At 40.7% G+C, this 15,017-nt stretch carries 12 protein-coding genes; 5 read left to right on the top strand and 7 right to left on the bottom strand.

The window, feature by feature from the left end:
* Positions 1–47 precede the first annotated feature (47 nt).
* From BPOF4_RS02750 to BPOF4_RS02740, 3 genes are all read right to left on the bottom strand, one after another.
* Positions 48–1,820: a M3 family oligoendopeptidase gene (locus BPOF4_RS02750; protein ID WP_012957534.1), complete on the bottom strand. Its 1,773-nt coding sequence runs from the start codon at positions 1,818–1,820 to the stop codon at positions 48–50.
* A gap of 584 nt (positions 1,821–2,404) precedes the next feature.
* Positions 2,405–2,947 carry a chromate transporter gene (locus BPOF4_RS02745; RefSeq protein ID WP_012957533.1) on the bottom strand — a complete coding sequence of 181 codons (543 nt, stop codon included), beginning with the start codon at positions 2,945–2,947 and terminating at the stop codon, positions 2,405–2,407.
* Entirely contained in the window at positions 2,944–3,510 is a 567-nt protein-coding gene (locus BPOF4_RS02740) for a chromate transporter (protein ID WP_012957532.1), read from the bottom strand. The genes BPOF4_RS02745 and BPOF4_RS02740 overlap by 4 nt, the downstream gene beginning before the upstream one ends.
* Before the next feature lie 224 nt (positions 3,511–3,734).
* Between BPOF4_RS02740 and BPOF4_RS02735 the strand changes: the two genes are divergently transcribed.
* Positions 3,735–4,184: an Lrp/AsnC family transcriptional regulator gene (locus BPOF4_RS02735; RefSeq protein WP_012957531.1), complete on the top strand. Its 450-nt coding sequence runs from the start codon at positions 3,735–3,737 to the stop codon at positions 4,182–4,184.
* A 166-nt stretch (positions 4,185–4,350) separates the two neighbouring features.
* On the opposite strand, the gene BPOF4_RS02730 is transcribed toward BPOF4_RS02735, so the two are convergent.
* Positions 4,351–5,970: a gamma-glutamyltransferase family protein gene (locus tag BPOF4_RS02730; protein WP_012957530.1), complete on the bottom strand. Its 1,620-nt coding sequence runs from the start codon at positions 5,968–5,970 to the stop codon at positions 4,351–4,353.
* Between the two features lie 205 nt (positions 5,971–6,175).
* Here BPOF4_RS02730 and BPOF4_RS02725 point away from each other — a divergent pair, with 205 nt between their 5' ends.
* From BPOF4_RS02725 to BPOF4_RS02710, 4 genes are all read left to right on the top strand, one after another.
* Positions 6,176–6,727, top strand: coding sequence for a GNAT family N-acetyltransferase (locus BPOF4_RS02725; protein ID WP_012957529.1), 552 nt, complete (start codon positions 6,176–6,178; stop codon positions 6,725–6,727).
* 85 nt (positions 6,728–6,812) lie between these two features.
* Complete coding sequence (locus BPOF4_RS02720; RefSeq protein WP_012957528.1) at positions 6,813–7,901, top strand: endospore germination permease; 1,089 nt, start codon at positions 6,813–6,815, stop codon at positions 7,899–7,901.
* Positions 7,898–9,319 carry a spore germination protein gene (locus BPOF4_RS02715; RefSeq protein WP_012957527.1) on the top strand — a complete coding sequence of 474 codons (1,422 nt, stop codon included), beginning with the start codon at positions 7,898–7,900 and terminating at the stop codon, positions 9,317–9,319. The genes BPOF4_RS02720 and BPOF4_RS02715 overlap by 4 nt, the downstream gene beginning before the upstream one ends.
* Positions 9,316–10,452 carry a Ger(x)C family spore germination protein gene (locus BPOF4_RS02710; RefSeq protein ID WP_012957526.1) on the top strand — a complete coding sequence of 379 codons (1,137 nt, stop codon included), beginning with the start codon at positions 9,316–9,318 and terminating at the stop codon, positions 10,450–10,452. Before BPOF4_RS02715 ends, BPOF4_RS02710 begins: the two co-directional genes overlap by 4 nt.
* 24 nt (positions 10,453–10,476) lie before the next feature.
* Here the strand turns inward: BPOF4_RS02710 and BPOF4_RS02705 are convergent, their stop codons facing one another.
* From BPOF4_RS02705 to BPOF4_RS02695, 3 genes are all read right to left on the bottom strand, one after another.
* On the bottom strand, positions 10,477–11,934 hold the full coding sequence (locus BPOF4_RS02705) for a catalase (RefSeq protein WP_012957525.1): 1,458 nt from the start codon (positions 11,932–11,934) through the stop codon (positions 10,477–10,479).
* Positions 11,935–12,221: 287 nt separating this feature from the next.
* Positions 12,222–13,598, bottom strand: coding sequence for a lysine N(6)-hydroxylase/L-ornithine N(5)-oxygenase family protein (locus tag BPOF4_RS02700; RefSeq protein WP_012957524.1), 1,377 nt, complete (start codon positions 13,596–13,598; stop codon positions 12,222–12,224).
* A gap of 48 nt (positions 13,599–13,646) precedes the next feature.
* Positions 13,647–15,008 carry an aldehyde dehydrogenase gene (locus BPOF4_RS02695; protein ID WP_012957523.1) on the bottom strand — a complete coding sequence of 454 codons (1,362 nt, stop codon included), beginning with the start codon at positions 15,006–15,008 and terminating at the stop codon, positions 13,647–13,649.
* Positions 15,009–15,017 lie beyond the last annotated feature (9 nt).

Raw genomic sequence — 15,017 nt, 5'->3', positions numbered from 1 at the left:
TGAGAGAAATTAAAAGAACCAAGGAATCATCTCCTTGGTTCTGTCTATTATTTATCTGTTAATCTCATAAACTCATCTACATCAGCTAAAACGACGTCAATTGCTTCCTGCCAGAATTCTTTTGTAGTGAGGTCTGCTTGTAGATGCTTCATAGCAAGCTCTTCTACACTCATACTCGCTGTATCTTCAAGCAAGGAAATATAATCATCTTCAAATGATCTTCCCGCTTCTAGTGCACGTTTGTAGATTCCCATACTGAACAAGTACCCAAACGTGTATGGGAAGTTATAAAAAGGGACTCCTGTAATATGGAAATGGAGTTTAGATGCCCAGAAGGTCGGTGAGTAATTTTCAAGCTGATTTCCATATGCTTCACGCTGAGCCTCTTCCATTAAAGTATTTAGTTCACCAGTAGATACAAGTTTCTCTTTACGAGCCTCATAGAATCGCGTTTCAAATAGGAAGCGGGCATGAATATTCATAAAGAAAGCAAGCGCACGGTTTACTTTATTTTCAAGTAATGAAAGTCTTACATCCGCATCCTTCGCTTCATTTACTAGAGCATCGGCTACGATTGTTTCTGCAAATGTAGAAGCCGTTTCTGCTACATTCATTGCATAACGCTGTGCAAGCGGCTGCTTCGTTTTTAAACAATGACTGTGATAGGCATGACCTAACTCATGAGCCAATGTCGCCACATTCGCCATAGAACCGTCATAGGTCATAAAAATACGAGACTGTTTCGATACAGCAAACGAAGTGCAAAAGCCGCCAGGACGTTTACCAGCTCGGTCTTCTGCCTCTACCCAGCCATCACGCAGGGCTCCTTCAGTGAAACTCGCAAGCTTTGGACTAAATTTATTAAAATGCTTAATAATTAAATCACAAGCATCATCGTAAGAAATCGAAGCATCCCCCTCGGTCGGAAGCGGTGCGTGAACATCATGCATCGCAAGCTTTTCGACTCCAAGCAATTTTGCTTTACGATTCATAAATTCATAAAAGCGCGGTTTATTATCATTAATCGCTTCCCACATCGCGTTAAGCGTCTTCTCACTCATTCGATTAATATCTAGCGGTTCTTTTAATACGTGATCCCAGCCTCTTGCTTCGTACAATTTCAAGCGAAAACCCGCTAGATGATTAAGAGTGGATGTGAATAAAGGGGCTTCTTTCTGCCATGCCTCTTCAGAAACCTCAAATGCCTGCTCTCTTGTTTTGCGATCTGCGCTATTGAGTCGGTTTTGGAGCTGGCCTGCTGATAATAATTTGGTTTCGCCGTTCTCTTCAAATGGAATCTGCATGCGTCCCACTGCTTGATTATATACCGTTCCCCACGCATGGTACCCGTCAACAGCAAGAGCTGCAGCAAGCTTCTCCTCTGCAGGGTTTAATTTTTCATCGGCTGCTTTCTTTTTTTCTTCTAGATTAAAGGCAATTTCCCTTAAAGATTCTGTATTTATCAGAGCCGTCCACTCATCTGCTGTCAGATCTGTTAACTTTTCTTCTAAGCCTACCGTGACATTTTGTACAGAAGTAAACAGCTCTTGTACGCTCCCTTGCCAAAGGGATGCCTTTTCATCTTTCACATCCTGCGCAGTAAGACAGCTGACAAATGCTCCAGCTTCTCTAGCATGCTGCATTAAGGTTTGAAGGTCATGAATGAAAGATTCTAGCTCATTAAGAGATAAGGATTGCTGTAATCTTTCGTTTAGCTCCTTGCTCATTTCATTTGCCTTTTGTACAAATGTCTTAAATTCCTCAGAATCACTGCCTCCTTTAAAGAAGGTCTCTAGGTCCCACACTTGAGGGTATTTCATATGTATGTTCCTCCTTAATTATTTCGCATTCCGTACTAACCTTACTTTAACAAACCTTTTTCTATACCGCTATAAGATTTTGAACATTTAAAAAATAAAAAATAGACGATGACTACCTAAAGAAGTCGCTCCTGCTTACAGCGACTGTTGATTTACACTCCAGGTACACGCTTTCTGCAGGCGGCACCAGTTACCTCCTCGTCGGTTTTCTCTAGCCGGATACCTATTAGCCCCGTACAATATGAAAAAGCCTACCCTGCTGTAGTTGTTGCTTTCAGCTGCAGGCGCACGCTTTCCGCGGGCGGCCCGGGAGCCTCCTCGTCGTTACATACACTCCGGTGGGGTCTCCCTGGTCACGCGCATCCCGCTGGAGTCGGCGCCTTCCGCTCCAATCAACAGAGGAAGGATGTTATATAATGCACCCTTATCGAACTTGTTCGTTGCTCAGTGATTTAGTAAACGGAGGACGGTTCAGATTTTGAACTGAGCCTAACTAAATCGCTCCACATAATCATTACAAAATGCAATAACCCAATCGGATGAACTATGCGGAGACTCCTGCGGTGCCTAGAGCAGGATTAACCCTACACACCGCCGTGTCCTAGGAACAAACCGCCGTACAGCAAGGCGCCAGCTATGACTAATGCAGGGTGTACTTTCCATTTTTCAAGCAACAGGTAGCTAATAACAATTAGAAAGATCGTTTGAGCCCATCCTGAGCTGAATACAGATGTATCAAAGAACTCAAAGGCAAGAACGCCAAGTAAAATAGCAATGGTAGGTTTAATAAGCCCTGTCATTCTTTTCACACGCGGCGAATCTTTGAACTTATACAAAATGCCCAAGAGGAAAATCATAATAATTAAAGAGGGAGCGATCGTTGCAAATAAAGCAACAGATGCACCGAGTACACCACCTACTTCATAGCCGATATAACCTGCCATTTTTGTGGCAATCGGTCCCGGCAGCGCATTTCCAATAGCAAGCAGCTCTCCAAATTCTTCTACTGTCACCCACCCATAGCGGTTGACAACCTCTGTCTGAATTAGAGGAATAGACGCTGGTCCTCCCCCATAGCCGACAATACCAGGAATGAAGAAGGCTAAAAACAACTCCCAATAAATCATGATGCCGCCCCCTCTTTTTCACGTCTCGGACGTACAGCTAATCCGTACACAATTAATATCCCAATCACAATGGCAGGATGAATGCCTAAAAGTTGATAAGCAGCTAAACTCATGATACTTAGGACGATTGTTACAGCAAGACCAATACCTTTTTTAGACTGCTTTAGAAATTGCATCGTTAAAACGAACAGCATCACGCCGACAACCGGGGCCACTGCAGCTGTCATTCCAGCCACCACACGCGACTCTCGAAATGACGATAAAAGACCGATCAGCCCGACCATTAAAAGAACAGTAGGCAGAACTGTCGCGATGAGGCTATTGATTAAACCAACCCATCCCCCTACTTTGTAGCCGATATAGCCCGCCATTTTTGTCGCAATTGGACCCGGCAGGGCATTTCCAAGCGCTAATACATCCGCAAACTCTTGATCATTCATCCAGCCAAAGCGCTCGACCACTTCCTTATGGACAAGCGGAATGGTCGAAGGACCTCCTCCGTATCCAAGGATGCCCGAACGAAAAAAGGCAATAAATAAGTTTCTTTGCAATGTAATATCCATTCTCCCACTCCCTGCAAAACGTTCCTGCTAACATTTATATAGTATATTAATGATTACATAATACCTTATTAAACTTACAAAATGAACATTTTTTGATATATTTGATTCCTTTTTATTATAGACTACTCTTCAAACAAAGACATTATGTTTGCTCAAACCAAAAGTGACAGATGATTTTTGGTTATATATAATAAACTTAGCCTAATGAATAAGTGGTGAATGAGATGAAAATAGATGCAACAGACCGAAAGATTCTAGCTTTGCTTACTGATAACGGCAGGATGTCTTATGTTGATATAGCTAAGGAATTAGGGCTCTCACGTGTGGCGATCAGGGAGCGAATTCATCAGCTCCAAGAAGAAGGAGTCATTGAGAAGTTCAGTGTCGTTATCAACTCTGATAAAGTCGGTAAATCCGTCTCTGCGTTTTTTGAAGTGGATTGTGAGCCAACCTCTCTTGTCCAAGTGGCTGAGACCTTAGCTGAAAACCCTAAGGTGGCTAGCTGCTATCAAATGACCGGACCAAGCACTCTGCATATGCATGTCCTAGTCGAAGACTTCGATCAATTAGAGAACTTTATCAATGAAGAGCTGTATGCACTTGAAGGGATTAGCCGCGTAGAAAGCCATATTCTCCTGAGACGATTTAAAAGCCGAAGCGGATTAAAACTATAATAATTAGAACACTGTTTTTAAGCCGTATTTTTTAGGTACTCTGCCCGTTTTGCGTAATTTTACGTAAAACATTATTTCTGAGAAGGAACATTATGGTGAGACAGTTTCTAAATAAAAAACAAAACAGGTTCAAACCAAATAGGATTGAACCCGTTTTTTATTCGCATTACCAAGCTGCTACTTCACCGTCTGTACGATGTTCTGTGCCTCCTGCTAGTACGCCCGTCTTGGGGTCTCTCCAGATAATCTGTCCTCTTCCAAATGGACCTCCTTCAAGAGCGACTTGAATGTCATGACCTTTTCTTTTTAAGGCTTGTGCTAAATGAGAAGGCAAGCTTCCTTCTACATGTACTGTTTTCCCTTCTGACCACATCCAGCGTGGTGAATCTAGAGCAGCTTGCGGATTTAGATGAAAATCAACTGTATTCATCACCACTTGAACATGTCCTTGCGGCTGCATAAAGCCTCCCATTACACCAAATGGTCCTACTGCCTCATCGCCTTTGGTTAAAAAGCCCGGAATAATAGTATGATAGGTTTTCTTGCCAGGCTTCAAACAGTTGTCATGGGTTTCATCTAAAGAGAAATTATGACCACGGTTTTGCATCGCAATGCCCGTTCCCGGAACGACAATACCAGAACCGAATCCCATATAGTTGCTTTGAATAAAGGAAACCATATTCCCCTCACCATCAGCTGCAGCAAGGTAAACAGTTCCTCCTCTTGGCGGCGTTCCTGGCTCCGGTGTGAGCGCTTCCTCACCAATCAGCATTCTGCGCTCTTTGGCATAGCTTTCTGAAAGCAGGGCATCCGGTGTCACCTTCATGTCTTTTGGATCGGTAATGTATTTCATTCCATCAATAAATGCAAGTTTCATCGCTTCAATTTGTTTATGAAGGGTATCAACTGAATCTTTCTCGGTAAATTCATAGCCTTCTAGAATCTTCAGCGCTTCTAATGCAATCAGACCTTGGCCATTAGGCGGGATTTCCCACACATCATATCCACGGTAAGAAACAGAGATCGGTTCTACCCACTCAGGCTGGTACGCTTCTAAGTCCTCCTTGCGTAAATATCCATTATATTCTTTAAAATAAGCATCAATCTGATCGGCAATTTCTCCTGTGTAAAAATCTTCTGCATCTGTTTGGGCAATCTTTTTTAACGTAGCAGCATGACCAGGAGATTTCCACATTTCTCCTGCACGCGGAGCACGCCCTTCTGGAGTAAACGTCTCAAACCACGCCTTAAATTCTTCTCCTTTAAACAGCTTAGAAAAGGTAGTAAATGCCCCATTCCAATATTTCGCAAGAGTTGGCGAAACCGGAAAGCCGCCTTCAGCATAATCAATCGCTGGTTTAAGTACCTCTGTTAAAGGAAGCTTACCAAATTTCCTAGACAGCTCAGCCCACGCACGCGGAGTTCCAGGAACCGTGACTGGTGTCATCCCGAATGTAGGGAGCTCCTTTTCATGTCCTGCAGCCTTTACGGAATCAATAGATAAAGCGTTCGGAGCTTGACCGCTGCCATTTAATCCGTGAAGCTTGCCATCTACCCACACTAGCGCAAAGCAATCTGAGCCAATTCCATTAGATGTCGGCTCTACAACTGTCAGACAGGCTGCAGTAGCAATAGCTGCATCAATTGCATTTCCGCCCTGTTTCAAAATGTCTAAACCCGCTTGAGCGGCAAGCGGCTGTGAAGTAGCAACCATTCCCTTCCGACCATAGACGACATTCCTCTGGGAAGGATATGGATACATTTGCGGATCATGTTGTACATTCATTTAAAATTCCTCCTTGTTAATCAAATGATATATTTCCAGTCAAATAAGAAAGAAAAATATTAATTTTCTTACAATATGTATATTTTTTATTATATTACTAGTTTTTTTGTACGTAAAGCTAGAACTACCTTTTTAAAAATTGATTGATCAGAGTCTATACCCATGATATGGTAATAGAAATTTTACCCAAATGGAGGCCTGTGCTATGTTTTATCACCATATTCGTGAAGATCTCGCTTTAAAATTAGTCGCTGTACAAGACGTTGAAGAAACGTTTCAACTGGTAGACCGCAACCGTGCTTATTTAAAAGAATGGCTTCCTTGGGTTGATTACTCGAAAACAGCAGAAGATACTAAATCGTTTGTACTTGCTAACTTAAAAAATTATGCAGAACAAAAAAGCCTAACCACCTACATTGTCTATAAAAACCAAATTGCAGGCATTGCTAGTTTTAATACGATCGATTGGAACAATAAAAGTGTCTCCATAGGCTATTGGATAGGGCAGGAATTTCAAGGAAACGGTATCGTGTCTGATGCAGTCATAGCGTTAACCAATCATGCTTTACATGACCTCGGCTTAAACCGGGTTGAAATACGAGCAGCTGTTCAAAATGAAAAAAGCCGTGCTGTAGCTGAGCGGCTTGGTTTCACGCAAGAAGGCATTGTCAGAGAAACCGAGTGGCTTTATGATCATTATGTCGATCATGTGATTTATTCGATGTTAAGACGAGATTGGAAAGCACTACAAGCCTGAGACTTTGTTAAGTCTCAGGCTTTCTTATATTTAAAGTATAAATTTACCTATTGGATAGATAATACAGGCGAAGGGGGATTAGAAAATGCCGTTTGGAATCGTCACATTAGCCTTCATTGTCTTCTTATCTGTTGGTTTATTTGCTCATGTACAAGTTATTCCGGCTTTATTATCCGTATCTCATCGTGATTCCTGGATCAGCATTCTTCTGACGATCTTTCTGTGGCTTGTGTGGGCATTTGTTATCTATAAGATTCTACGCCTTCTCTACAAAAAAGATATCCCTGTTTTTCTAAAGAAACAGTCAAAGTCTCCTAGTTGGTATTACGTGATAACTCTCCCTTTTGCAACTTACCTTTTCTTTGGTGTAATCATTACTATTAAAGATATTGCCTATTGGAGTCAATTAACCTATGCACCTAATCTGTCTATATGGATTATTAACGGATTACTGCTGTTATTTTGTTTTTTCTGTGTCCGTTCAGGATTTAACACGATCGGAAATGTGAGCTTATTAATTTTACCCCTCGTTGTCTTTTTAGGTTTTTTCGTTGCGACGGCTAATATTCCGAAAAAGCATTACGAGTTACTGCTGCCGCTATTTGAAAATGGGCTTATTCCAACATTTCAAGGATTGACGTATACTTCTTTACCAATCATGGAGTTTTTTATTTTGTTTTTTATTCATTCTCATTTCAATAAGAACTTTTCGTATAAAAGCATCCTCGTTATCGGGCTGTTAATCATCGGATTAATGTTAGGTCCAACTGTCGGCACCATTGTCGAATTTGGTCCCGAGTACTCTTCATTATTCAGGTACCCGGCATATGAACAATGGAGGATCCTAACCATTGGGAAATATTTTTCAAACGTTGATTTTTTCGCGACCTTTCAATGGCTCTCAGGCGGCATTGTGCGGATAAGCCTTTTCCTCTTTGTACTGTTAAATATTTTCAAAAATGATAAGTGTAAAACAAGTAAAAATGTATACGTCTTTTTCATATTAACGTATCTTATTTCTATTCTTCCAATTGACCCTTACCTTTTTTACGACTGGATTTTTACTTATTACTTTCCAATTGCTTTATTCGTTTTAGTTATCCACACTCTCTTCTTACTCATAATCCTTTATAGAATGGATCGAAAAACAAAAGAAAGGAATGTTTCGCTATGACACGATATACAGATAAAGATTGGTTATCTGAACAGTTTCACAACTCCTCAGACATCGTGATTAAAGACTATCCTAACGAGAATGTTTTGTTGATGTTTTGTGAACCGTTAATAGATCATACGGCCCTGCATTCCAACCTTTTATATTTAAAGGAAAACGAGTTTAAATTAGAAGAATTATCGACCTTAGTTCAACTGACAAGGATAAAGAAACATTCTTTTTCGTTTGATTTATTATATAAATATCTTTATGAAGGTTACCTCTATATCGCTTCTAAAGAGGAGTCCTCAGATTCTGTTTTCTTTTTAAATATTGCCAAAATCCCTGCACGCTTTCCTGATGAATCTGTCTCAGAGGTATCGACAAGAGGTCCTAAAGATGGGTTTATTGAACAAGCATCAGTAAATGTGGGGTTAGTTCGAAAGCGTTTGAAATCCCCTAGTTTTGTAGTAGAAGACTTCACTATAGGGAAACGATCAAATACAAACGTTTCATTACTCTATATCGCAGACATTATTGACGAAAACATCTTAAAAACTGTAAAGACTAGATTGACTAAAATCAACACCGACATCCTTACAAGCAGCGAAGAGTTAGAGGATTACATATCTGACCAAAAATTTTCGTTATTCCCTTTAATAAATTATACAGGCCGTCCAGATTTCGTTACAAAAGCCATAAACCAAGGTCGAGTTGCTCTAATAGTAGACGGCTCGCCAACGGCACTTATTGCCCCTGCGAATTTATCCTTTCTATTAAAAACAGCCGAAGATAACAATACTAGTTTTTATTTTGCCTCTGTTGAGAGAGTCATTCGCACCATTGGGTTGTTAACAAGTATTTTTCTTCCGGGATTTTATACGGCACTAACTTCACATAATTTAGGGCAGCTTCCTTTTCCCTTAATCGCCACGATATCTGTATCAAGGAGCGGCTTGCCATTTTCAAATTTTCTAGAAATGCTTATTATGTTAATTATGTTCGAGTTATTTAAAGAGGCTGGTGCAAGGCTTCCAAAAGGGGTCGGCCAAACAGTAGCCGTCTTAGGCGGGTTAATTATTGGAGATGCCGCGATAAGGGGCGGCATTACTTCACCCACCATGTTGGTGGTCGTCGGGGTAACAGCCATTTCTAGTTTCACATTAGTCAATCAATCACTTACAGGAAATCTATTTATTGCTCGGATTTATATCCTCTTTTTAAGCTCCGGGTTAGGGTTATTTGGATTCTTTGTAGGGTTTCTGTCTCTTACTATTCATGTCGCTTCTCTTCGATCTTTCGGAACTTCTTATGTTTCATTTAGTAAAGTGGAGTCGTTCAAAGATTTAGTTAGTATATTTATCAGGCTGCCTAAACCTTTACTAACCAAACGAGCACCTGAATTAGATGCTAATGATAAAACTCGGGGGCAGTCATGAGAAAAATTGTATTTACTCTATGTTTATGTATGATCTTATGCGGCTGTCTAGAAAGCAAAGAAATACAGTCTGTCTCCTATGCCATTTCAATGGGCGTGGATTTTAAAGATGAACAGTATGAACTTACCCTGCAATTCTTAGATTTTAGTAACGTGGCTAAATCTGAACAAGGAAAGGGCGGAGAAGTCCCATTATGGATAGCTGTCGGCCGGGGGAGGAGCCTTGATGATGCCATTAGAGAAATATATCGAACCATTCAGCTCCCGGTAAATTATGAGCATCTATATAACATTGTCTTAAGCGAATCCGTACTTGAGCGGAAAACAAGTGAAACGATCGACTTATTAACCGAAAACTTTCTTATCCCTTATTCTGCCTGGATCTACAGCACAACGCAGTCTATGGAAGAAATTTTGGCGAGCAAAGTCATCTTTAATTACCCTTTTCTCTATTCGAGGTTATCACAGCCAAAAGATATGCAGGGACAGCTCTCAAGTGTTCCACCACTCTCACTGCAAGAATTTATGCTCGAATACGAAGAACCAACAAAAACGATAATGACTCCTTCCATAAATATTGATAAAAGTGCAATTAAAGAAGACCTTACAGGGATTCCAGTGCCCTATTTTGAAGGTGCTCATATTGTAAAAGACAAGAAGCATTTAGGGTATCTTTCTATTACTGATCTTGAAGGTTATATTTTAACGAACAATGAATCAGAACGCTCTCTTTTTGACTTAAAAGAAGAAGATATGTTCTTAACCGTTGAGTTGAATAATCCAAAGTATAAAATAAAGCAGACGTCATCAGCTGATGGGACAGGCTTTGAATTAGCAGTTACTATACCAGCTGTTCTTCGTGAGAACTCAACTGAGCTTTCAATGGATGAAGTTAAACGGAAAGTAGAAACAGCCATAAAAGCTGAAATCTCTCACTCGATTAACAAAGGGAGGGAATTAGGGGCTGATATTTTTCAATTAGAAGATTATCTATATAGGCGCCACCACGCAGATTGGCGAAGCATCCAAGAAACGTCTGATACATTTGAATTTGAAAAAATCGTAGTCACGTTACATCCATTCAATTCTATAAATAAAACAGATTTCAAGTTCAAAAATAAGAGCAAGGAGTGAGATCCCCCTTGCTCTTATTTCTTCTTACATCTGCTTCAACTTCTCTACATACGGCGTAATATCTTTACCTAGTGAATCTGCTAAACGCTGGCCAAATTCTTCATCAGCTCGGTAGAAGTTGCAGATCGCAAGCATGACTGTTTGTTCTGCTACTCCCTGAAGGTCGGCTGTCATATTCTTAATAACGGCATCCTGTTCTTCTTTAGAGTAACGTCTCCATACTTGACCTGCTTGACCAAAGTTATTTGGCTTATCAATCGGCTGACGGCCTGCCATCCCTTGAACAGGCATCATAGGATCAGTATGAGCGCCATCTTCTTTCGGTGTATCCGCATAACGGTTAGGTTCGTAATTGATATGACCCGGCTGCTGTTTAAAAGCCATTGCCCCGTCACGCTGGTTGTTGTTTACTTGGGCAAACGGGCAGTTGATTGGCAGCTGCATATAGTTAGGTCCAACGCGGTAGCGCTGTGTATCTGAGTATGAGAATAGTCGGCCTTGCAGCAGTTTATCTTCAGATGGCTCGATACCAGGAACCACCACACCAGGGTTGAATCCTACTTGCTCGGTTTCAGCAAAAACATTCTCCGGGTTTCTATTCAATGTCATTGTTCCAACTAATTGATAAGGAATATCTTCTTCAAACCAATCTTTTGTCGCATCAAGCGGATCAAAGTCAAACTTGTCCATATCAGCTGGATCTAGAATCTGAACATAAAGGTCCCATTCCGGATAATCCCCATTCTCAATCGATTCATATAAATCTTGTGATGCATGGTTGAAGTTCTCAGCTTGAATTTCAGCCGCTTCTTCCATTGATAGATTTTTCACCTCTTGCTTTGGTACCCAGCGGAATTTAGCATAGACGGTATTTCCAAACTCATTAATCAATTTAAATGCATGAACACTTGACCCGCGCATGTGGCGGTAGCTGGCTGGAATCCCCTCATCAGAGAACAAGTGGGTTAACATATTTGTAGACTCAGGACGAAGCGTCATAAAATCCCAGTAACGGTCTGGGTCTTGACGATTTGTACGTGGGTCTGGCTTCAATGAATGAACCATGTCAGGGAATTTCATTGCATCTCGTATAAAGAACACCGGCAAATTATTACCTACAAAGTCCCAGTTTCCCTCTTCAGTATAAAATTTCACCGCAAATCCACGCGGATCACGTAATGTTTCAGGTGAATGCTGACCGTGTATAACGGTTGAGAAACGAGCGAATACAGCCGTTTGGGCTCCTTCTTGAAATACAGCTGCTTTAGAGAAACGCTTTAGACTGTGTGTTACTTTAAATACACCATGAGCTCCTGCACCGCGAGCATGGACGACACGCTCAGGAATACGCTCACGATCGAAATGAGCAAGCTTTTCAATCAATTGATAATCCTCAAGCAGCGCCGGACCGCGTTGACCTGCTGTACGAGAATTTTGGTTGTCATAAATTGGGGCACCTTGGTTTGTCGATAATTTTTTCATCGTTGCAATTCCTCCTAATTGAACCTGATTAAATAAAGGTCATGTATCTAACTTTTATTTCTACTTTTCAGAAGCTATTGTAATAATAACTACTTATTTATAATTATTATTAATTGATTACAGTTATCATTGTACTCAGAGCAAACCTCAATGTCAATAATTATTAATAATAATTTTAATTAAATAATTAACATTAATAAATATCCTCTTCTTTCTTCTAGCTATATGGCTTGGTGGATACTTTACACAACCTCTTATTCATTAATCGATTTAACTCACTTTATCAATCAGTCAATATTATTGATAACTCCTCCACTTAACAGAACGTAAAAAAGGAGCACAGCCTTAGGCTGTGCTCCTTCATTTTTTCGATCAAATTGTTGAAAAACCGTATCGTTATTTAGAGAGAAAATCTCATTTCTTGTAATGGTATTGATAATCGTTTGATTTCTACGAACAGATAAAGCTAGGTTCGTTGCACTTGCACCATGCGAATGCTCAAGATTCGTAAGTACAAATAAATGATTTTCACGTTCATCATTAAACTTAAGACGATAATCATTAGTTACAGCAAATTCTTTCTCGCTTTCCCATTTAAATTCATCTTTCATATCGAGAAGCCAATCCGGAAGATGAGGTTTATAGCCAGTTGCAAACACAACTTTCTCTGTTTCATGTGTAAATTCTTCTTCTTGCTGCCATTGTTCACACATTAACTCGTATCTCATCGGTTCTTTTTTGATAACATCATTCACAGAAGTCATCGCCTGGATCATTACTGCTGGGTCTTCTCTTCTAATAGAACGGTGGTACAGCAAATCATAAATGGCATGCAGGGTTTCTGCTTCTACGCCATTACGCAGCCCGCCAAGCATCGGCAGAGCATCTTTTCTTTTCTCGTAAGAAAGCTCATGAAAATACTGAACATAATCTGGTGAAAATACCTCTTGTCCAAGTTTCCCCGCTTCAAGCTGAAAGAAGCCTGGCGAACGAGTAAACCATGTTAATTGATAGTTATTTTCCCGCTGAGTAAGCAGCAGATCATAGAATACTTCTGCCGCACTTTGCCCAGACCCTACAACTGTCACACTTCTTGATTCTTTAAATTCTTTTTCATAATGCTTATAGCGGCTCGTATGAATGACATCTTCATTTAATTTCTCATCGATTGGAGAGGGAATAAAGGGTGTGCTGCCCGTTCCCATAACAATATGAGCTGTTGTATAGGAGGTCGCTTCACCCGTCTGTACATCTTGCACCTCAATATTGTAAAGCTTATGATCACGATCGTACTCCACTGATGTGACCATTTTTCCAAAATGAAGCGTGGACAGCTCTGATACGACCCACTGACAATAGTCATTATATTCTACTCTAGGCACATCAAAGCGTTTAAAGAAATAAAACTGATACATCCGGTTATGCACATGCAGGTAGTTAAGAAAACTATACTTGCTTGTCGGATCTGCTAATGTGACGAGATCTGCTAAGAAAGGGACTTGAAGATCCGACTGCTCAAGCAGCATGCCAGGATGCCATTGAAACACCTCTGTTTTATCAAAAAATGCTGCTTTTATCTCGGTGTTTTCTTCTAGTAATGCAGCGAGCCCTAAATTGAACGGCCCTATTCCGACCCCTATCACATCATAATGACTGTCTTTCATCTAGTTCCCCTGCCTATCTTCTTATTTCAACACTGATTTCTTACTTGTTTAATTAAATAATTTACGCAGTACTTTCATCGTCAATTTACCTTGTTTATATCTAAGAGGCAGATCCACCTTAGTTGATTGCTTTAAAATACTCTTACGATGAGAGAAGGTACGGAAGCTTTCTACCCCATGATACGCACCCGTCCCGCTCTCTCCAACACCGCCGAACGGCAAATACGGGGTAGCTAAATGCATAACCGTATCATTAATACAACCGCCGCCAAAGGAGAGGTTTTCTGTAATCAGGGCTTCAACTTTTTTATTTTCAGTAAATACATATAAGGCTAATGGATTCGCTTTGTCTCTTACTTTATCTAATACCTCATCCAACGATTGATACGTAAAAATAGGAAGAATCGGTCCAAAAATCTCTTCCTGCATGATAGACGCTTCCCAATTTACTTCTGTTAGAATGGTCGGTGTTAAAGTGCGTGATTCCTTATTGTACTGCCCGCCAAGTTCGACCTGTCCATCTGAGAGGAATCCAGCTAACCGCTCTAGATGGCGTCCGCTGACCACTTGAGGATACGTTCCTTTTAGTAAAGCCTTATCAAATAACGCTTTCGTATGTTTCTTAACCTTTTTCAGAAAGGCTGGATAGACTCTCTCATGCACAAGGACATAGTCAGGCGCTACACAGGTCTGACCTGCATTAAGGAATTTCCCCCACGCGATTCGTTTAGCAGCAAGATCAAGCTTCGCATCTTCATGAACAATGGCAGGACTCTTCCCGCCGAGTTCGAGAGTAATAGGCGTCAGGTTCTTTGAAGCGGCTTCCATCACAATCTTTCCGACACCAACACTTCCCGTAAAGAAAATATAGTCAAACGGCTCTTTTAACAAAGCCTGGCTGACATCGACGGCCCCTTCAACAGTTTTAACAAAGGCCTCATCAAATGTTTGATCTAGAAGCTTTGCTATTGCTTTTGATGTGTGCGGAGTCAATTCTGATGGTTTGACAATCGCACAGTTCCCTGCAGATATAGCTCCCACTAATGGAGAAAGCGCTAATTGGAGCGGATAATTCCAAGGGGCAATGATTAACGCCACTCCGTAAGGTTCATAATGTATTTTCCCAACTGAACCAACATGAGAAGCTGGTGTCTTCACTTTCTCCGGCTCCATCCATTCTTTTAAATGCTTTAATGTATGATTAATTTCTTGATAGGTTGGTCCAAGCTCTGTTAAAAAAGCTTCTTCATTCGTTTTATTTAGATCGAGCTTTAACGCTTCTAAAAGCTCTGCTTCATTTGTTTGAATCGCCTCTTTTAAGCGCTCTAACTGTTTTTTTCTAAAGGCATACTCTTTTGTCTGTCCTGTATAGAAGAAATGCTTTTGTTTTTCTCGTAAAGACGTAAACATCGCTAAAGT

This window comes from Alkalihalophilus pseudofirmus OF4, from assembly GCF_000005825.2.
GTDB classification, from domain to species: domain Bacteria; phylum Bacillota; class Bacilli; order Bacillales; family Bacillaceae_D; genus Alkalihalophilus; species Alkalihalophilus pseudofirmus.
The sequence above is the reverse complement of the archived record's forward strand: the minus strand, read 5'-3'. Positions and strand labels throughout refer to the sequence as shown.